The 18,839-nt window shown below is 69.0% G+C and carries 17 protein-coding genes and 1 riboswitch; of the genes, 8 read left to right on the top strand and 9 right to left on the bottom strand.

The genetic code is table 11. The features are described 5' to 3' along the window. Positions 1 to 6: 6 nt before the first annotated feature. Positions 7 to 3,396, top strand: coding sequence for an AfsR/SARP family transcriptional regulator (locus GD1_RS05745; RefSeq protein WP_083533897.1), 3,390 nt, complete (start codon positions 7 to 9; stop codon positions 3,394 to 3,396). Here the strand turns inward: GD1_RS05745 and GD1_RS05740 are convergent. From GD1_RS05740 to GD1_RS05730, 3 genes are all read right to left on the bottom strand, one after another. Beyond that, positions 3,325 to 4,158 (bottom strand): ABC transporter permease, encoded by an 834-nt coding sequence (locus GD1_RS05740; protein WP_059036253.1) that lies wholly within the window; start codon positions 4,156 to 4,158, stop codon positions 3,325 to 3,327. The genes GD1_RS05745 and GD1_RS05740 overlap by 72 nt on opposite strands. Then, complete coding sequence (locus GD1_RS05735; protein WP_059036294.1) at positions 4,155 to 5,228, bottom strand: ATP-binding cassette domain-containing protein; 1,074 nt, start codon at positions 5,226 to 5,228, stop codon at positions 4,155 to 4,157. The genes GD1_RS05740 and GD1_RS05735 overlap by 4 nt, the downstream gene beginning before the upstream one ends. 101 nt (positions 5,229 to 5,329) lie before the next feature. Continuing rightward, the gene (locus GD1_RS05730) at positions 5,330 to 5,638 is read right to left on the bottom strand and encodes a hypothetical protein (RefSeq protein ID WP_020790255.1); all 309 of its coding nucleotides are present in this window, start codon (positions 5,636 to 5,638) and stop codon (positions 5,330 to 5,332) included. Positions 5,639 to 5,870: 232 nt separating this feature from the next. Here GD1_RS05730 and GD1_RS05725 point away from each other — a divergent pair, with 232 nt between their 5' ends. Continuing rightward, a complete protein-coding gene (locus GD1_RS05725; protein ID WP_059036251.1) occupies positions 5,871 to 6,572 on the top strand; it encodes a DUF4352 domain-containing protein in 702 nt (233 codons plus the stop codon). A 132-nt stretch (positions 6,573 to 6,704) separates the two neighbouring features. Here the strand turns inward: GD1_RS05725 and greA are convergent, their stop codons facing one another. The 3 genes from greA to GD1_RS05710 form a co-directional block, all read right to left on the bottom strand. Further along, positions 6,705 to 7,202 carry a transcription elongation factor GreA gene (greA, locus tag GD1_RS05720; RefSeq protein ID WP_020790408.1) on the bottom strand — a complete coding sequence of 166 codons (498 nt, stop codon included), beginning with the start codon at positions 7,200 to 7,202 and terminating at the stop codon, positions 6,705 to 6,707. 136 nt (positions 7,203 to 7,338) lie between these two features. Next, complete coding sequence (locus GD1_RS05715; protein WP_059036249.1) at positions 7,339 to 8,091, bottom strand: queuosine precursor transporter; 753 nt, start codon at positions 8,089 to 8,091, stop codon at positions 7,339 to 7,341. Positions 8,092 to 8,101: 10 nt separating this feature from the next. Beyond that, positions 8,102 to 8,575 carry a DUF4307 domain-containing protein gene (locus GD1_RS05710; RefSeq protein WP_059036247.1) on the bottom strand — a complete coding sequence of 158 codons (474 nt, stop codon included), beginning with the start codon at positions 8,573 to 8,575 and terminating at the stop codon, positions 8,102 to 8,104. A 141-nt stretch (positions 8,576 to 8,716) separates the two neighbouring features. On the opposite strand from GD1_RS05710, the gene mca reads away from it, so the two are divergent. The 3 genes from mca to GD1_RS05695 are packed head-to-tail and all read left to right on the top strand — an operon-like array spanning position 8,717 to position 11,921. Further along, positions 8,717 to 9,583: a mycothiol conjugate amidase Mca gene (gene mca / locus GD1_RS05705; RefSeq protein WP_059036292.1), complete on the top strand. Its 867-nt coding sequence runs from the start codon at positions 8,717 to 8,719 to the stop codon at positions 9,581 to 9,583. Next, the gene (locus GD1_RS05700; RefSeq protein WP_059036245.1) at positions 9,580 to 9,879 is read left to right on the top strand and encodes a hypothetical protein; all 300 of its coding nucleotides are present in this window, start codon (positions 9,580 to 9,582) and stop codon (positions 9,877 to 9,879) included. The genes mca and GD1_RS05700 overlap by 4 nt, the downstream gene beginning before the upstream one ends. Positions 9,880 to 9,902: 23 nt before the next feature. Continuing rightward, entirely contained in the window at positions 9,903 to 11,921 is a 2,019-nt protein-coding gene (locus GD1_RS05695) for a thioredoxin domain-containing protein (RefSeq protein WP_059036243.1), read from the top strand. 5 nt (positions 11,922 to 11,926) lie between these two features. On the opposite strand, the gene GD1_RS05690 is transcribed toward GD1_RS05695, so the two are convergent. Next, complete coding sequence (locus GD1_RS05690) at positions 11,927 to 12,550, bottom strand: histidine phosphatase family protein (RefSeq protein ID WP_059036241.1); 624 nt, start codon at positions 12,548 to 12,550, stop codon at positions 11,927 to 11,929. 52 nt (positions 12,551 to 12,602) lie between these two features. Further along, a complete protein-coding gene (gene rocD, locus GD1_RS25625) occupies positions 12,603 to 14,675 on the bottom strand; it encodes an ornithine--oxo-acid transaminase (protein ID WP_083533893.1) in 2,073 nt (690 codons plus the stop codon). Positions 14,676 to 14,772: 97 nt separating this feature from the next. Between rocD and GD1_RS05680 the strand changes: the two genes are divergently transcribed. The 3 genes from GD1_RS05680 (at position 14,773) to GD1_RS05670 (ending at position 18,184) form a co-directional block, all read left to right on the top strand. Continuing rightward, positions 14,773 to 15,219, top strand: a complete 447-nt coding sequence (locus GD1_RS05680; RefSeq protein WP_020790786.1) for an Lrp/AsnC family transcriptional regulator — start codon at positions 14,773 to 14,775, stop codon at positions 15,217 to 15,219. Between the two features lie 283 nt (positions 15,220 to 15,502). Further along, entirely contained in the window at positions 15,503 to 16,597 is a 1,095-nt protein-coding gene (locus GD1_RS05675) for a 3-deoxy-7-phosphoheptulonate synthase (RefSeq protein ID WP_059036239.1), read from the top strand. A 55-nt stretch (positions 16,598 to 16,652) separates the two neighbouring features. Next, positions 16,653 to 16,861, top strand: a riboswitch (cobalamin riboswitch). A 141-nt stretch (positions 16,862 to 17,002) separates the two neighbouring features. Beyond that, a complete protein-coding gene (locus tag GD1_RS05670; protein ID WP_083533896.1) occupies positions 17,003 to 18,184 on the top strand; it encodes an ABC transporter substrate-binding protein in 1,182 nt (393 codons plus the stop codon). Here GD1_RS05670 and trhA read toward each other — a convergent pair. Further along, complete coding sequence (gene trhA, locus GD1_RS05665; protein ID WP_059036237.1) at positions 18,151 to 18,819, bottom strand: PAQR family membrane homeostasis protein TrhA; 669 nt, start codon at positions 18,817 to 18,819, stop codon at positions 18,151 to 18,153. The genes GD1_RS05670 and trhA overlap by 34 nt on opposite strands. Positions 18,820 to 18,839 lie beyond the last annotated feature (20 nt).

The following is an 18,839-nucleotide window of genomic DNA, read 5'->3' as shown; positions in this document are numbered from 1 at the left end:
GGCGTGGTGGTGGACGGCGGGGTGCTGATCGTCGGACTGTGGGGTCCGGTGGCCGTGATCCGTGCGTCGGCGACCGGGGCGCTGGATGCGGACGCCGATCTGACCGTGGTGCCCGGCCTGCGGGCCCGTCGTTTGCTGGCGTCGCTGGCCCTGGCGGACGGCCGCACCCGCTCGGCGACCGCATTGATCGACGATGTGTGGGGTGACGACCCGCCCCGGTCACCGACCGCGGCGCTGCACACCCAGATATCCCGTCTGCGCCACCTGATCGGTGCGGCCCATCTGGAGGCCACGGGCACCGGATACCGACTGGTGGGCTGCCGCACCGACATCGACCTGGTGACCGATCTGGTACATGCCGCCGAGGCCGCGGACGAGGCGGTGGCCGCCGCACGGTCGTGGCGGCGGGGCGTGCCCGGCGACGATCTGGGGGCCGACGGACCGGGCGGGCCGGTGGCGGAGGTGCGGCAGCGTGCGGCGCGGGCGCAGGACCGGCTCGACCGACGGGAGTTCGACGCCGCGATGGGTGCCGGGAACGCCGACGCGGCGCGTGTGGTGGCCGAGAACCGTTGCCGCCGCGATCCTCTCGACGAATCCGCGCATCTGGATCTGATGCATGCGCTGGCTGCCGGTGGCCGGGTCGCCGAGGCGGTCGCCGTCTATGCCGGACTACGTCGCCGCCTGGTCACCGAACTCGGCGTCGACCCCGGACCGCGGATCGCCGCTTTGCATGCCGAACTGCTTGCCGCAGAAGACGACCCGGGTGAACCGGCGACGGCCGAGGATGGCCGGGTGCCGGCGCCCGGCTCCGGACGTGGCGTCGGTCTGCTCGCCGACACCACCGAACTCGTCGGCCGCGCCGCCGATGTCGATGCCCTGGCCGGCCTACTCGGTTCCGGTCGCCTGGTCACCGTGCAGGGCCCCGGCGGGGTCGGCAAGACCCGCGTGGCCACGAGCGTCGGTCACCGGCTCGTCGACGCCGGTGCCACCGTCTTCTATGCCCCGCTGGCCCCGATCCGTGACGCCGACGATCTCGTCCCGGCGATCGCCGCCGTGCTCGGCGTCGGTGAGTCCGAACTCGCCGCATCCGGCCGGCCCCGGCGTACCGTCGGTGATCTCCGTGTGCGACTGATCGATTCGGTTCGGGGTCGGGATCTGGTCCTGATCCTCGACAACTGTGAGCAGGTGATCGACGCCTGCGCCCGGCTGGTGGCCGAACTGCTCGTCGCCGACGCCCGTATCCGGGTGCTCACCACCAGCCGGGCACCGCTGCTGCTCGCCGGGGAGCAGATCTATCAGCTGCCCACCCTCGACGTCGATGCCGGGGGATCGGCTGTCGAACTGTTCGTCACCCGGGCCCGTGCGGTCCGTCCCGACGCCGACCTGCAGCCGGCCGCCGTCGCCGCCCTGTGCGTTCATCTCGACGGTCTGCCGTTGGCGATCGAACTCGCCGCCGCCCGCATCCGCACCATGACCGTCGACGAGATCGCCGACCGCCTCGTCGAACGGTTCGCCCTGCTGCGCGGCACCGACCGGACCGCACCGGACCGCCATCGCACGCTGTATGCGGTGATCGAATGGAGCTGGGACCTGCTCGACGCCGACGGCCGTCGTGCACTGCGTCGGCTCTGCCGTCTGCCGGGCGGATTCACCGCAGGAGCCGCCGGGATCATCCTGGGATTCAGCGGTTTCCGGCTCGACGATGCCCTGACGGCGCTGGCGAACCAATCCTTGCTGGCGGTGACCGAGTCCGGCGGCCGGGTGCGCTACCGCATGCTGGAGATGGTCCGAGAGTTCGGCGAGAGTACCCTGGCGACCGACGCCGACGAATCGCTGTCGGTGCACACCGCGATGCGCCGATGGGCGCGGGAGGTGGCGCGGCAGGCCGTCGAGCAGTACGAGACGCGGGTCGATGCGCATCTGGTGCGCCATGTCGCAGACGATTCCGAGAACCTGGTGTGGGTCCTGCGCGAATGTCTGCGCCTGATCGAGTCGGGGGACGAGGGGGACTCGGCGGTCGTCGCCGATGCCCTCGACACCCTGATCCGGGTCTTCCCGGTACTCGCCTCGTTCTGGATGGCCCGCGGACTGCACGCCGAGGTGGTGTCCTGGGGTGCGCGGGTCCTGCTCGCCCTGCCGGCGCCACCGGAAGACCTGCAGGACGAGCGGTTGCGACGTGACTGGATGGCGACGGTGGAGACGGCCGGGGCACATCAGGTGGTGCGCGGCGACCTGCGGTTGATCGCGCGCTGCCGCTACCACCTCCGGCGGCTCCATCGGCCGGAGAAGACCTACGACGACGCTGTGGAACTCGCGGCCGCATGCGTGCTCAGCCGGACCCCCACGGCCGCGATCGCCCACCTGGTGCGGGGGACGCGGGCACGGGACGCGCGGGTCAGCCTGACCTCGCATGTGGCCCGGATGAACCTCGCGGAGAACCTCGGCGATCTCGACGGGGCACTGCGGGACGGCCGCCGGGTGATCGAGCGGGCCGTCGAACTCGGCGACTTCTGGATGTCGGGGATGGCGCGGGTGGCCCTCGCCGGACTCCACGGGCAGCAGTGCCGCTGGCAGCGGGCGATCGCCTACTACCGGGCGGGACTGGTGGACCTCGAACGGCTCGAGGCCGAGGACGACGTCCTGCAGTCACGTACCTGTCTGGTCGCCGCCCTGGCCTCGGCCGGCGACATCGACGCCGCGGAGCGGGAATTCGAGATCCTCGCCGACGGCTGGACGCCGGATGACCCCGATCCGCAGGGCGGGCCGGAGACCGCGGGGGTGATCATGCTCGTCGCCGCAGAACTCGCCTGCGAGCGAGGCGAGGTCGACACCGCCGGCGCGTTGTACCGTCGGGCGACGTCGACCCTGCGCCGGGATCATCCGCTCGGCGTGCAGGATCCGGCGGTGTCGATGATGCTGGGCGTGATCGCCGTCGGGCTGTGGCGGTGTGGACTGACAGCCGATGCCCGCGCCCTGCTGCCGCTGCTCGTCGAGGCGGTGGACCTGACGTTGTCGGGTACGGCGTGGCGCGATCTGCCGCAGGCGGGGACGGTGGCGCGGGCACTCGGCACCATCTTGTGCACCGATGACGCCCTTCGCGCCGACGGCGCCCGGATCCTGATGCTGTCGCGACGGATGCGCGGGCGTCGCGACTTCCCCGGCTGCGCCGCCGTCGACGAACAGGTGATCGCGGTCTCCGGGTTGTCGGAAGACCGGTGGCACACCGAGACCCGTGGTCTGGAGAGCCTGTCGCGACACCAGGCGACCGAACGGTTGCGGTCGATCCTGGCGTCGCGGGCAGACGATGTCGAACGGTTGGGCCGCTCAGGTGTTGCGCATGTAGGCGCGCACGGCCAGCGGCGCGAAGACCGCCACGATGACGGCGGCGCCGAGTAGCGCCCACACCACGTGGATACCGGCGTGACCGGAGGCGGTGAGTTCGCGGACCGCGGTCACGAGATGGCTGACCGGATTGACCTTGACGAAGGCCTGCAGCCAGCCGGGCATGGTCTCCACCGGGACGAAGGCATTGGACATGAAGGTCAGCGGGAACATGATCAGCATCGAGATACCTTGCACCGCAGAGGCCTTGCTCATCACACAGCCCATCAGGGCGAAGATCCAGGACACCGCGAAACTACAGATCATCACCAGGACGGCCGAGGCGATCACACCCCAGACGTCGGGACGCCAGCCCATGATCACGCCCATCGTGACGGTGAGGACGGTGGCCACACCGTATCGGATGACGTCGGCCAGCAACGCCCCCGACAACGGGCTGATCCGACTGATCGGCAGCGATCGGAACCGGTCGAAGACGCCTTTGTCCATGTCCTCCCGCAGCTGGGTGCCGGTGACGATGGAGGTCATCACCACGGTCTGCACCAGGATTCCCGGAATTATCACGGGCAGATACGCATTCACGTTCCCGCTGATCGCCCCGCCGAAGATGTAGGTGAACATCAGGGTGAAGATGATCGGCTGGATGGTCACGTCGAAGAGCTGCTCCGGGTTGTGCCGGATCTTCAGCACACCCCGGTAGGCCATGGTGAGCGACTGTCGCGCGGTCTCGGCCAGACCCACCGCGGTCTTGGCGCGGGCGCGGACCTCGCGTGTGGTGATGGGTGCCGCAGTGCTGCGGTCGAGGGTGGTTGTCATCGGTTCGCCTCCTCGGCGGTGGCGTCGGTGGTGGTCTGGTCGGCCGTGCTCTGGTCGGCCCTGGTCTGGTCGGCAGAGTCGGGCTCGGACGGTTTGCCGGTGAGGGTCAGGAACACCTCGTCGAGGCTCGGTTTCTGGACGGTGATCTCGTCGACGGCGATGCCCTGCTCGCGCATGGCGATCAGCACGTCGGGGACGAGGTCGGGGCGGTGCAGCGATGCCGAGATCCGGCCCGCTTCCGCCGACAATGCGGCCGGCTCGCCGAGCACGTTCTCGACGATCACCGCGACGCGCGGGGCGTCGGCGCGGTCGGCCGGCGACAGTTGCAGGGTGGCCGCGCCGACGGAGTTCTTGAGGCCGTCGGCGGTGTCGTCGGCGATCACCCGGCCGTGGTCGATCACGGCGATGCGGTCGGCGAGCTGATCGGCCTCGTCGAGGTACTGCGTGGTGAGCAGCACCGTGGCACCGCCGGCGACCAGACTGCGGATGGTGTCCCACATCTGGGCGCGGGTGCGCGGGTCGAGGCCGGTCGTCGGCTCGTCGAGGAACAGCAGGGGAGGGGTGTCGATGAGGCTGGCGGCGAGGTCCAGACGGCGGCGCATGCCGCCGGAGAAGTTCTTCAGCGGGCGGTCGGCGGCCTCGGTGAGTGCGAACTCCTCGAGCAGTTCGTCCGCGCGTGATCTGGCGGCCGGTCGGGAGAAGCCGAGGAGCCGCGCGAACACGACGAGGTTCTGGGTGGCGGTCAGGTCCTCGTCGACCGAGGCGTACTGCCCGGTGACCCCGACGAGGGAGCGGACGGCGACGGCGTCGCGGACGACGTCGTAGCCGAAGACGGTGGCGTGTCCCGAGTCGGGGCGCAGGAGGGTGGCCAGCATGCTGACGGTGGTGGTCTTCCCGGCGCCGTTGGGGCCCAGGACGCCGTACACCGATCCGGTGGGGACGGCCAGATCCACGCCGTTGACGGCGCGGGTCGATCCGAAATGCTTGACCAGCCCGTGGGCCTCGATCGCGAGGTCGGTGCCGAGACCGCCTCGCGCCGAGACCGGGCCGGTGGTGGTTGCTGTGGTCATGGTGACCACTGTGCGTGGTGCTGCTGTCGTGGCCCTTACATGCGCTCACATGCGGTCACGGCCGCTGTCGTCGGGCCTGCTCGCCGGGTGCGCGGGTGCGGTCAGGCGGCGTGCGGGACCGGTGCGGTCGGCACGTCAGAGGCATACCGGACGACGGCACCGACGGTGCCGAGACGCCGCTCGACGGTGAGGATCGCGTCGGCGAGTTGGGCCGGGTCGTCGATGTCGGCGACCAGGGCGACGGTGTGGCCGTTGTTGCCGAGCATGTACGGCACGACGTCGGAGTAGGCGGCGCTGATCACCGCGAGCGGGACGTCGGCGTCGAAGAGGTGCTCGGCATAGGAGCGGACGACGGCGTCGTCGGTCAGCACGATCAACGGCACGGTGGGGGCGGGCTTGTGGATGCGCATCGGACTCTCCTCTCCGGACCCCTGTTGGTCCGTGCTTCCACGATGAACCCCGAGGTTGCCGGGGGTCTGCGCTACCGCTGTGGATTGCCTGTGACCAGCGCCGCGAGGCGCCACGGGAGTGGCGTTCATTTGGGTGAATGACGGGTTTGCCCGAGTTGTCGGTGGGGCTGCGGAGAGTGATGCGCGTGGCGGCACCGACTTCCCCGGAGCCGCACGAGTGAAGGAGAACTCGATGACCGATCCGCAGAACACCTCGCCGTACGGCGAGCAGCCCCAGTACGCCGCTGTGCCGAACGGCGGTGCCCCGAACTACGGTGCACCGAACTACGGTGCGCAGTACGGGATTCCGCCCCAGCCGCCGGTGCCCACCCCGCCGCAGAAGAAGCGCAAGTGGCCGTGGATCGTCGGTGCGCTGGTGGTCCTGATCATCATCATCGCGGTGATGTCGGGGACCTCGGGTGACGACCAGGCGTCGAAATCCGGGTCGTCGGCGACCACCGCGCAGGACGGCGGGTCTGGAGGCGGCGACCAGACGCCGGGTCTGAACACCCCGGTACGCGACGGCAAGTTCGAGTTCGTCGTCACCGGCGTGGAGAAGGGCCTGAGCAGCGTCGGCGACAACCCGTACCTGACCGAGAAGGCCCAGGGGCAGTTCGTGATCGTGACCATGACGGTCAAGAACATCTCGGACAAGCCCTACAGCTTCTCGCCGACGGATCAGAAGCTGTTTGACGCGCAGGGCCGCAGCTTCGAGCCGAGCACCAGTGCACAGATCGCACTGGGTGATTCGGACATCCCGGTGTGGGACAACATCAATCCGGGCAACACGGTGACCGCCAAGGTCGTCTACGACATGCCCGCCGATGCCCAGCCGGCGTCCATCGAGTTGCACGACTCGCTGTTCTCGGGCGGTGCGAAGGTCGCCCTGTCCTGACACGCCGACGCCATCGTCGTCCACACCCGATGGCGGGTGCGCGACAGGTGGCCCGCCAGGACCGGAAGTGACGCCCGCCGCAACGACGAACGCCGCCACCCAAGCGGGTGGCGGCGTTCGTCGTCTGTCCGATCAGCTGTGGTACGGCTCCGCCTTGACCAGGGTCACCTTGATGGTGGCGCCGCTGGGCACGGTGTACTCGCGCGTCTCGCCGATCTTGGTGTCGATCAAAGCCGCGCCGAGCGGGGAACTCGGTGAGTAGGTCTCGAGCGAACCGCCCTGCGCACCGCCCTCTTCACGGGTGGCGATCAGGAAGGTCTCGGTGTCCGACTCGTCGCCGTCGTAGTAGACGGTCACGACGGAGCCGGGCAGAGCGACGCCCGACTGGGTCGGGGCCTCGCCCACCTTGGCGTTGTTCAGCAGTTCCTGCAGCTGGCGGATTCGCGCCTCCTGCTGGCCCTGCTCCTCGCGTGCAGCGTGGTACCCGCCGTTCTCCTTGAGGTCGCCCTCTTCGCGACGCTCGTTGATCTCGGCAGCAATGACCGGACGATTGGCGATCAATGAGTCCAACTCGACCTTGAGGCGGTCGTGCGACTCCTGTGTCAGCCAGGTCACCTGGGTGTCGGTCATCGGTCACTCCTTTGTGTCGTCCGCGGCCCGGCGAGCGGTTCGCCGCGACATGTGGACTGCTCTAAATGCAGCAACACGACCCCTCGCGGAGCCGTGTATCTGTACAGGGTAGCAGCGAATGTGGATGAGGGCGAATTCACACGTCGTCGGACTGGGCTTTTTCCAGGGCGATGGCGTATGTGGGCTCGGCGCGCTTGAGCCAGCCGACGACCAGATAGGTGATCGGCATGACGATCACCTCCACCAGGGTCTTCCAGATGAACCCGACGACGGTGTAGTTGATGAAGTCGCCCCAGGTGGAGATACCCAGAGCGCTCGCGGCGACCGAACAGAAGACCAGGGTGTCGGCGAACTCGCCGACCACCGTCGACCCGATGAGCCGCGCCCACAGACGCTTCTCCCCGGCCCGCTCCTTCATCTTGACCAGCACGAACGAGTTGAGGAACTCGCCGGCGAGATACCCCAGGAGCCCGGCGAGCAGGAACTGCGGGACCACCCCGGCGACCGTCTCGAACGAGCTCTGCCCCTCGTAGAAGGGGGCGGCGGGCAGATGGATGGTGAGCCAGAAACAGGCGGAGGCGATCAGCAGGACGACGAAACCGGCCAGGATCGTCCGGCGCATGGCGCGGAAGCCGTACACCTCGCTGATCACGTCGCCGAGCACGTAGGCGAGCGGGAACAGGAAGAATGCGCCGTCGGTGACCAGCCCGTCCATGTGGATGGGGCCGGCATCGATGTGCAGCCACTGGTCGAACAGCAGGACGCCCTTGGTGCCGGTGACATTGCTGATCAGCATCACGCCGACGAAGATCGCCGTGAGCATCGGCAGGTAGGGGCTCGAGATCGAGGCGAAGGCGGCGCGCGGCTTCTGCTGTTCGGTGACCGTCACTGTTCTGGTGTCACCGGACCTGTTCGGTCAGGTACGCCGGGACGTCGGTGGTGCAGCCGAAGACCTCACCGATCACCGGGGGCTTGGACGTGCTGACGTTCACACGATGCCCTTCCTGCGCGACCCCCGGGGCGATCAGCACCTCACGGCGACCCGTCTCGTCACCGTCGATCGACCGGGCGCGCACCACACAGGACGCCGGCTGCGTCGGATCGGCACGGTTGACGGTGAACTGCACCGCCACGGTCGACGGGTCGAGGATCTCGTAACCGGTGGCCTGACCGGAGACATCCGGGTCGGCGAACTTCTGGTAGCCGATGAGGGCCAACACCACACCGGTGATGACGACGAGAGCGGACAATCCGAGGAACCAGTAGCGCTTGCTGCGCGCCGATTGTTCGACGGGGTAGGTCGCCCGCGGACCGCTCTGCGGGCGATCGTGCAGGTCGGGGCCTTGTGGTGTGCCCCCGTCTGAACTGTTCACTCGTCAATACCTACCATGAGATGAGTACCGATCCGAAGGCGAGGAACTGTGAGCGACACCCAGACCGCCGAACCCGGACCGTCGACCGCGTCGACATCCGGCTCCCCGAGCGAGCTCAGGGCAGCCGGCGGGTTGCGTCTGATGGCCGTGCATGCCCATCCCGATGACGAGTCGAGCAAGGGTGCGGCCACGTCCGCCAAGTATGCCGCCGAGGGCAACGAGGTGTTGATCGTCACCCTGACCGGGGGTGAGCGGGGCGACATCCTGAACCCGGCGATGGACCGTCCGGGCATCAAAGAACGCATCCACGAGGTGCGCAAGGAGGAGATGGCGGCCGCGGCCGCCGCACTCGGCGTGCAGCAGACGTGGCTGGGCTACGTCGACTCCGGCCTGCCCGAGGGCGACCCCCGTCCGCCGCTGCCGGAGGGATCGTTCGCGACGCTGCCGCTCGAAGGGCCCACCGAGGCCCTGGTCAAGGTGGTGCGGGAGTTCCGTCCGCACGTGATGATCACCTACGACGAGCACGGCGGTTACCCGCATCCCGATCACATCCGCTGCCACGAGGTGTCGGTGGCGGCCTACGAGGCCGCCGGAGATCCGGGGGCGTTCCCCGACGCGGGGGAGCCGTGGACGATCTCGAAGCTCTACTACACGCATGGCTTCATCCGGGACCGGATGGTGCTGTTCTCCGACGAGTTCGAGCGGCACGGGCAGGAGAGTCCGTTCAAGGAATGGCTCAGCCGCTGGGACTCCAACCGTGGGGACCTGATGGCCCGCGTGACCACCCAGGTCGAATGCGGCAAGTACTTCCCGCAGCGCGACGACGCCCTCCGGGCGCACGCAACCCAGATCGACCCCAACGGAATCTTCTTCGCGGTACCCCTGGAATGGCAGCAGCGGTTGTGGCCGACCGAGGAATTCGAACTCGCACAGACGCGGGTGACCACCTCGATCCCGGAGAACGATCTGTTCGCCGGCGTCGACGCAGCAAGTGAGGCGCAGCCATGACCACCGCTCTGTACACCACGATCCTCGCCGCACAGCAGGAACCGCAGGGCCCCGAGTTCGGCAAGGCGTCCCCGCTGGGACTGCTCGTGATCATCGTGCTGCTGATCTGCACCGCGCTGCTCATCTGGTCGATGAACCGTCAGCTCAAGAAGCTGCCGAAGAACTTCGACACCGATCATCCCGAGGCCGATCAGGCCTTCGACGAGGGCACCGACACCGTGACACCCGACGCGTCCGACCCGAGTTCGGCCGCCGCCGACGGCACCGCAGCGGCCAGGAAGTCCGCGGGAACCTGAGCGCCGACACCACCGGAGGGCCGATGCGCAACGAACTGGGCGGATCGACGAGCCCCTATCTCCGTCAGCACGCCGACAACCCCGTCGCCTGGCGCGAATGGGGCGAGGCCGCCCTCGCCGAGGCCCGCCACCGTGACGTCCCGGTCCTGCTGTCGGTGGGATATGGGGCGTGCCACTGGTGTCATGTGATGGCGCACGAGTCGTTCGAGGACGACGCCACCGCCGCACAGATGAACCGGGACTTCGTGTGCGTCAAGGTCGACCGCGAGGAACGGCCCGACATCGATGCGATCTACATGAACGCGACCGTGGCGATGACCGGTCAGGGCGGCTGGCCGATGACCTGCTTCCTCACCCCGGGCGGTGAACCGTTCTACTGCGGCACCTACTACCCGGACACACCGCGGGGCGGGATGCCGTCGTTCCGGCAGGTGCTGTCGGCGGTCACCACCGCATGGACCGAGCGGCGCAAGGAACTGGAGAACGTCGGCGCCAAGGTTCGCGACCACCTGCACGCCAACGCCGCGCCGCTGCCGGGCGGAGCACTCGACGTCGACAACCGGTTGGCGGCACATGCGGTGAGCACGGTCCTCGGCGAGGAGGACCGGGAGAACGGCGGATTCGGCGGGGCACCCAAGTTCCCGCCGTCGGCGCTGCTCGAGGGGCTGCTGCGGCACACCGAACGCACCGGCCTGCCCGACGCCGCCGCGGCCGCGGTGCGAGCCTGCGACGCGATGGCACGCGGCGGCATCTACGACCAGCTGGCCGGGGGCTTCGCGCGGTACACCGTCGACTCCGCCTGGGTGGTGCCGCATTTCGAGAAGATGCTCTACGACAATGCGCAACTGCTCCGGGTGTACGCACATCTGGCCCGCCGCACCGGTGAACCGCTCGCCCTCCGCGTCGCCGAGGAGGTCATCGAGTTCCTGAAACGCGATCTGCTCGTCGACGGCGGATTCGCCTCGGCCCTCGACGCCGATGCCGACGGGGTGGAGGGATCGACCTATGTGTGGACCCCGACGCAGCTGACCGAGGTACTCGGCCCCGACGACGGCGCCTGGGCGGCAGAGGTGTTCGGGGTCACCGCCGCGGGGACCTTCGAGCACGGCAGCTCGACGCTGCAACTGCGGTTCGACGCCGACGACCCGGACCGGTTCGCCGATGTCCGCCGCCGGCTGCTCGCCGCACGCGCCGACCGGGTCCAGCCCGCGCGTGACGACAAGGTGGTCACCGGCTGGAATGCGCTCGCGGTGACCGCGCTCGTGGAGGCCGGGACGGGACTGCGCCGCGCCGAGTGGGTCGCCCTGGGCGCCGGCGTCGCCGACGCACTGCTGGCGCGGCACATCGTCGACGGCACCCTGCGCCGGTCGTCGCTGGGCGGTGTGGTGGGGCGTCCGGCCGCGGCCCTCGACGATCATGCGGCGCTGTGCACCGCCCTGTTCACCCTGTACCAGGCGACCGGCGAGAAACGGTGGGCCGACGCGGCTCTCACCCTCCTCGACACCGCGATCGACACCTTCGGCGATCCCGGTGAGGAGGGCAGCTGGTTCGACGCACCCGCCGGTGACCTGATCGCCCGGCCGCGCGACCCGATCGACGGCGCCACCCCGGCCGGCGCGTCGTTGCTGGCCGAGGCGCTGCTCCTGGCGTCGACCCTGGCCACACCCGACCGCGCCGCCCGGTACGCCGGACTGCTCGATGCGACGTTGTCCCGGGGTGCGGTGCTGCAGGCCAAGGTCGCACGATCGGCCGGGCACTGGCTGGCCGTGACCCAGGCGCGCCTGTCCGGGCCGATACAGCTGGCGGTGGCGCAGGACGGGGGCACCGACGGCGAGTTGGCCGCTCGGGCACGACAACTCGCCCCGGGCGGGGCGATCGTCGTGGCGGGCCGCCGGGATTCGATGTCACTGCTGACCGATCGGGGACCGGTGAACGGTGCCGACGCGGTCTATGTGTGCCGTGGCACCGTGTGCGATCTCCCGGTCACATCGTCGGCGGAACTCGCTGCGGCACTGGGGTTCTCACGCGATCAGGGGATCTGACGCGATCAGATCGATGCGGCCGAGGCCCAGTATCCCTCGGGGCCACGCAGTTCCGAGAGCCGTCGATCACCGTCGGGTTCGGCCAGCAGTGCCGATCCGGCCGGACGCAGGTCGACCGCGGCGCCCTGCGTGATCGGCCAGCCGAGGAACCGGCAGATGAACGAGCGGGAGAAATGACCGTGGGACACCACGATCACATCCGACTCCGGTAGCCGCGCCTCCACATGGTCGACCGCGGCGTCGACCCGCCGCGTCATGTCGGCCACCGACTCGCCACCGCGGGCGCCATGCGTCCAGATCGTCCAGCTCGGCTCGTGGTCGCGCTGGATCTCCAGACGGGTCAGACCCTCGTAGTCGCCGTAGTCCCACTCGGCGAACAGTTCACTCGTCTCGTCGACATGGAGACCCGCGAGCTCGGCGGTCCGCTGCGCGCGGCGCCGGGGCGAGGCGATCACATACGGTCGGCACAGACCGATCCGGTCGGCGAGGCCCGCCAGCGCCGCAGCGTCCTGTTCACCCCGTGGCGTCAGGTCGATGTCGGTGCGTCCGGTGTGCTGATTCGACAACGACCAGGCGGTCTGGCCGTGTCGGATCAACAGGACGCGGCGGGTGCGGTCGGCGTCGGTCATCTGTCCGAGCCTAGTCCTGCCCGGTGGACCGACGGGCCGCGATCGGCTGTGATCAGTGGCGCCCGCGCAGCACCGCGGCGAATCGGTCGACCATCCAGTCGATCTCGTCGGGTGTGATCACCAGCGGCGGGGCCAGCCGCAGGGTGGAACCGTGGGTGTCCTTGGCGAGCACCCCGGCGTCGGCGAGCGCGAGGCAGATCTGTTTGCCGGTGCCCAGTGCCGGGTCGATGTCGATTCCCGCCCACAGGCCCTTGCCGCGGACCTGCAGGACATCGGGACCGACGAGGTCGGCGAGCCGTGTGTGCAGCCGGGTGCCGAGAGACGCGGCCCGGGCCTGCCAGGTGCCGTCGGCGAGCATCCGGACGACGGTGTGCCCGACCGCCGCGGCGAGCGGATTGCCACCGAAGGTCGAGCCGTGCTGACCGGGATGCAGGACGCCGAGCACCTCGGTGTCGGCGACCACCGCCGACACCGGGAGGATGCCGCCGCCGAGGGCCTTGCCGAGTGTGTAGACATCGGGGACCACACCCCAGTGCTCGCACGCGAAGGTGGTGCCGGTGCGGCCGAGTCCGGACTGGATCTCGTCGGCGATCATCAGCACCCGGTTGTCGGTGCACAGCGTCCGCACGGCGGGCAGATAGTCGTCGGGCGGGACGATGATCCCGGCCTCGCCCTGGATCGGCTCGACGAGCACCGCGACGGTGTCGTCGGTGATCGCGTCGGCCACCGCGGCCGCGTCGCCGTAGGGCACGCGGACGAATCCCGGTGTGAACGGCCCGAATCCACCGCGGGCGTCGTCGTCGTCGCTGAAGCCCACGATGGTGATCGTGCGACCGTGGAAGTTGCCGCCGGCGACGATGATCTCGGCACGCCCGTCGGGTACCCCCTTGACGTCGTAGCCCCACTTACGGGCCACCTTGAGGGCCGACTCGACGGCTTCTGCGCCGGTGTTCATCGGCAGCACCATCTCCTTGCCGCACAGCTCGGCCAGTGCGGCACAGAAGGGTTCGAGCCGATCGGAACGAAAAGCACGACTGGTCAGGGTGACCCGATCGAGCTGGGCGCGCGCCGCGGCCACGATCTCGGGATTGCGGTGGCCGAAGTTCACCGCGGAGTAGGCGCCGAGGCAGTCGAGATACCGGCGCCCGTCGACATCGGTGATCCAGGCGCCCTCGGCGGATGCCGCGGTCACCGGTAGCGGTGAGTAGTTGTGGGCCACATGGGGTTCGGCGAGATCAGGCATCATTTCCTCCGTTCGGTGGGGCACCGGCCGGTCGGGGTCGGAGGGGCGCAGCTCCAGTGTGCAGCATTTGATCCCGCCGCCACCGGCGAGCAGTTCGGACAGATCGACGCCGATCGTCTCGAATCCCGCCTCGCGCAGCCGGGCCGCCAGTCCCGGTGCGGCATCGGTCATCACGACGTTGCGCCCGTCGGAGACCAGGTTGAGCCCCAGCACCTCGGCGTCGGCGGCGGTCGCGATGATCGCATCCGGATACAGCTGCGCCAGCAGTCGGCGGGAGGGTTCGGAGAAGGCGGGCGGGTAGTAGGTGATGGTGTTCTGGTCGAGCACACCGAGGGCGGTGTCGAGGTGATAGAACCGCGGGTCGCACAGCTCCAGGGTGATCACCGGCAGCCCGGTGATCGCGGCGACCTCGGCATGTGTGGCCGGATCGGTGCGGAACCCGGTACCGGCCAGGATGCGCTCGCCGACGACGAGGAAGTCGCCCTCGCCCTCCTGGGTGCCTGCGGTGCGGTACACCTCGCCCAGGCCTGCGGCGGTGAACCAGTCGGCGTAGTGACCGGCCTCGACGGCCCGCTCGGGAAAGGTGAACCGTGCGGCGATCGCCCGGCCGTTCACCACGAGCCCGCCGTTGGCCGCATAGACCATGTCCGGCAGGCCCGGCTGCGGATCGACGAGGCGCACGGTGTGTCCGAGGTCGCGATAGACCCGGCACAGCTGTTCCCACTGGGCGAGCGCACGGGCGGTGTCGACCGGGACCGTCGGGTCCATCCAGGGATTGATCGCGTAGGTGACGGTGAAGTGGGTCGGCGGGGTCATCGCGAAGGTGCGATGGTGGGCGATCCGGGGAGCGGACACGGCGGAGTACGAGCTGGTCAGCGTCATAATTCGAGCGTAGGGTCGGTATCTGACGCAATCAATCGTCACCGATTGCGTCTCTGTTGAAGATTTCGGTCGTCGTCGGCGGGTAAGGGGTGAAGTCTTGCGCGAGCTCGACGATCTCGACGAAAAGGTGCTCGTCTGCCTCACCCGCGATGCCCGCGCCACCTATGCCGACATCGGTGCGCAGGTGGGGCTGTCGGCGCCGGCGGTGAAGCGGCGGGTCGACCGGCTCGTCGCCGACGGCGTGATCACCGGCTTCACCACGGTGATCGATCCGGCCGCGATGCAGTGGAACACCGAGGCCTATGTGCAGGTGTTCTGCCGGGGCAACATCTCGCCGGAAGACCTGCGGGCGTCGTGGGAACCGATCCAGGAGGTGGTGTCGGCGGCGACGATCACCGGCCAGGCCGATGCCATCCTGCGACTGATGGCCCGCGATGTGCACCACCTCGAGCAGGCCCTCGAACGTATCCGGCAGGCCGGTCCGGTGGACCGGACCGAGTCGATCATCGTGCTCAGCCACCTCATCGACCGTGGTCATCCGTAGCGTCGGCGCCGGCAAACGGCCGTGACCTGTGACGACCGTGTTTCGTCGGGTTGCGTCGTCGTGTGCTAACCTCGGCGACGTGATCCACTCCGTGCGCGGCTATTGGCGCTTTATCGAGGCTCCGGGTGAGCCTGCGATGAAGCGCTGACTGCGCACACCACACAACCCGGAGCCCGAGCAGTGACCAGAACGGTCGCTGCTCTTGTCATTTCAAGGGCCTCCGATGACGACAGCGGGTGGCCGGCCGAGATGACAGGCCCCTCACACCCGCGAAAGGCACACCGTGACCACCCTCGGAGATCTGCCCCGGACATCGCCGTCCACCGACACCGTCGAGAACACCTCGGACCGTCGGGTCAAGGCATTCCGCTCGATCCCGTCGCCGGATGTCATCCGCACCGAACTGCCGCTCACCGCACGCCGGGCCGTTGCCGTGCAGCGTGATCGCGACGAGATCGCCGCTATCCTGGCCGGTGCCGACGACCGCCTGCTCGTCGTCGTCGGGCCGTGTTCGGTACACGATCCGGTGGCCGCCATCGACTACGCCCGCCGCCTGGCGCCGCTGGCCACCCAGTACGACGACCGCCTCAAGATCGTGATGCGGGTCTACTTCGAGAAGCCGCGCACCACCGTCGGATGGAAGGGTCTGATCAACGACCCGGGTATGGACGGGACCTACGACGTCGAGCGGGGTCTGCGCACCGCACGCTCGTTGCTGCTCGACATCATCGACCTCGGGCTGCCGGTGGGGTGTGAGTTCCTCGAGCCGACCAGCCCGCAGTACATCGCCGACGCGGTGGCATGGGGTGCGATCGGTGCCCGCACCACCGAGTCGCAGGTACACCGTCAGCTCGCCTCCGGCCTCTCGATGCCGATCGGATTCAAGAACGGCACCGACGGCAATGTCCAGGTCGCGATCGACGGTGTGAAAGCCGCTGCGGCACAGCATGTCTTCTTCGGTGTCGACGACTTCGGGCGTGGTGCACTGGTGGAGTCGGCGGGCAACACCGACTGTCACATCATCCTGCGCGGCGGCACCCCCGGCCCCAACTACGACGAGGTGTCGATCGCCGATGCGGTTGCGGCACTGGACAAGGCGGGCCTGCCCGCTCGCGTCATGATCGATGCCAGCCACGCCAACTCCGGCAAAGACCATGTGCGCCAGGCGCAGGTGGCCGCCGAGATCGCGGCATCGGTGCGCGCCACCCGCGCGGCCGGCCGCGAACCGGTCATCAGCGGTGTGATGCTGGAGAGCTTCATCGAGGCCGGGGCGCAGTCACCGGACGCCGAGCCGCTCGTCTACGGCAAGTCGGTGACCGACAAGTGCATGGACTGGGAGGTCAGCGCCGCGGTACTGGCCGATCTGGCACGCGGCTGACACCTGCGTGCCGCCCCGGCGCCGTGGATGCCGGAATGTCGCGATCCGGTGGCTGATAGGCTCGCCCCGCGTCGGTCTGGCCGGGAGATGTCCCGGCCGGCCAAGAGGGAATCTGGTGAGAATCCAGAGCTGCCCCGCAGCGGTGACGGAAACGATGGTGGCCAGGGCACTGGGTCGGTGACGATCTGGGAAGCGGCCATCGGTAGGTGGCACGGAGGTGCCGGGTCCGGAGTCCGAAGACCTGCCGACGTGACCGCGGAACACCCCCGCGGTGCACATCGACCTCGCGGGATATGGTCGGTGCGTTCACATCTGGGCGGTAGGTGGCCGCTCGGTGTCCTGACGCTCCGATGTGCCCGCATATGACGAAGGGCGCAGGTGGGTCACGTGATCTCACAGACGTCGATGCGGCGATCGCTCGCGATCATCGGATCGTTGACGATAGCGGCTGCCGCAGTGGCATGTTCGACCGATTCCGACGGTGACGCGGCCTCCGCGGCGGCGGTCTCGATCGAGAACTGCGGCCAGACGGTGGCCGTCGAACAGGCCCCGCAGCGCGTCGTGTCGCTGAACCAGGGCTCCACCGAGATCCTGCTGTCGCTGGGTCTCGCCGATCGCATGGTGGGGACCGCGACCTGGACCGATCCGGTGAAACCCGATCTGGCACAGGCGAATGAGTCGGTCCCGCGTCTGGCCGACAACAAGCCGTCGCTGGAGACGGTGCTGGCCACCGAGCCCGACTTCGTGACCGCGTCGTTCGGCGGAACGCTGGGTCCCGGCGGCGTCGGCGACCGCGACCAGTTCGAACGGCTCGGCGTGGGCACCTACCTCTCGCCGACCGACTGCGTGGGACGCGCGGCGACCAGCGTGAACGCCGACGGTGCGCGTTCGGAACCGCTGACCATGGACCTGATCTACCAGGAGATCCGCGAGCTCGCCCAGATCTTCGATGTCTCCGACCGTGGTGAGGAGCTGATCTCCTCTCTGCAGCAACGGTATTCGGCGGCGGCCATCACCGGGACCGATGACAACACCTCGCTGGTGTACTGGTTCGCCGACACCCAGACGCCGTATATGGCCGGGTGCTGCGGATCGTCGGGTGTGATCTCCGATGCCGTCGGCGCGAAGAACATCTACGCCGACACCACCGACGAGTGGCCGCAGGTGAGCTGGGAGAGCGTGGCCGACCGCAATCCCACCGCGATCGTGCTCGCCGACCTCAGCCGCCGCAGCGAGTTGCTGCTCGACGAGCCGACCAACCATCTCGACATCGCCCACCAGCTCGACGTCCTCGCGTTGGTCGCGGATCTGCCGGTGACCAGCTACGTCGCCCTGCACGACCTCAACCTGGCGGCACGGTACTGCGACCGGCTGCTGGTGATGCGGTCCGGTCGGGTGGTGTCGTTCGGTCCGCCCGCCGAGGTGCTGACCACCGAGCTGATCGCCGATGTGTACGGGGTGCAGACGCGGATCCTCACCGACGACGGTGAGCTCACGGTGGTGTACAAGCGCTCCCTCGGGGCCGGTACCCGGCCGGAGGCGGGGGCGTCGCGTCAGCCGGCGACGACCAGCCACACCGCGACATAGTGGGCCAGCGCCGCGATCGCGGTGCACACATGGAACACCTCGTGGTGGCCGAAGACCGTCGGCCACGGGTCGGGCCAGCGGATCGCGTAGAGCACGCCGCCGACGGTGTAGAAGACCCCGCCGAGTGCCAGCAGTACCAGCACGGTGACGCCGGCATGCGCGACCAGCACCGGGGCGACGGCCACGATCACCCAGCCGAGCAGGACGTAGAGGGTCACACCGAGCCAGCGTGGGGCGGCGGGCCAGGCGATCTTGAGGACGACGCCGCTGAGTGCGCCGGCCCAGACGATGCCGAGCACCCACCAGCGGGCGGGGTCGGGCAGTGCCATCACGCAGAACGGCGTGTACGTGCCGGCGATGAAGACGAAGATCATCGAGTGGTCGGCGCGTTTCATCCGGATCTGGGCGCGCGGCGACTTCCACGGGATGCGGTGGTAGCTCGCCGACACCGCGAACAGTCCGACGATGGTGACGGCGTAGACGGCGCACGACACCGCGGCGGCGCTGCCGCGCAGGAGTGCGGCGCCCACGATCACGGCGATGCCGCACGCCGCGGCGACGAAGGCCGCGTACTGGTGGATGACGCCACGCAGGCGGGGTCGCTCGGCGACCGGCGTCGTCAGCAGGGGAGTCACGTAACCTACGGTACCGTAAC

Origin of the sequence: Gordonia desulfuricans NBRC 100010 (assembly GCF_001485495.1) — a bacterium.
Lineage (GTDB): Bacteria > Actinomycetota > Actinomycetes > Mycobacteriales > Mycobacteriaceae > Gordonia > Gordonia desulfuricans.
The sequence above is the reverse complement of the archived record's forward strand: the minus strand, read 5'-3'. Positions and strand labels throughout refer to the sequence as shown.

Bases quoted from the DNA above. Each gene is read 5' to 3' on its own strand.
- GD1_RS05695 (WP_059036243.1), top strand. From the start codon at position 9,903: ATGCGCAACGAACTGGGCGGATCGACGAGCCCCTATCTCCGTCAGCAC.
- rocD (WP_083533893.1), bottom strand. From the start codon at position 14,675: ATGACGCTGACCAGCTCGTACTCCGCCGTGTCCGCTCCCCGGATCGCC.
- greA (WP_020790408.1), bottom strand. From the start codon at position 7,202: ATGACCGACACCCAGGTGACCTGGCTGACACAGGAGTCGCACGACCGC.
- GD1_RS05690 (WP_059036241.1), bottom strand. From the start codon at position 12,550: ATGACCGACGCCGACCGCACCCGCCGCGTCCTGTTGATCCGACACGGC.
- GD1_RS05670 (WP_083533896.1), top strand. From the start codon at position 17,003: ATGCGGCGATCGCTCGCGATCATCGGATCGTTGACGATAGCGGCTGCC.
- GD1_RS05730 (WP_020790255.1), bottom strand. From the start codon at position 5,638: ATGCGCATCCACAAGCCCGCCCCCACCGTGCCGTTGATCGTGCTGACC.
- GD1_RS05740 (WP_059036253.1), bottom strand. From the start codon at position 4,158: ATGACAACCACCCTCGACCGCAGCACTGCGGCACCCATCACCACACGC.
- GD1_RS05725 (WP_059036251.1), top strand. From the start codon at position 5,871: ATGACCGATCCGCAGAACACCTCGCCGTACGGCGAGCAGCCCCAGTAC.
- mca (WP_059036292.1), top strand. From the start codon at position 8,717: ATGGCCGTGCATGCCCATCCCGATGACGAGTCGAGCAAGGGTGCGGCC.
- GD1_RS05735 (WP_059036294.1), bottom strand. From the start codon at position 5,228: ATGACCACAGCAACCACCACCGGCCCGGTCTCGGCGCGAGGCGGTCTC.
- GD1_RS05700 (WP_059036245.1), top strand. From the start codon at position 9,580: ATGACCACCGCTCTGTACACCACGATCCTCGCCGCACAGCAGGAACCG.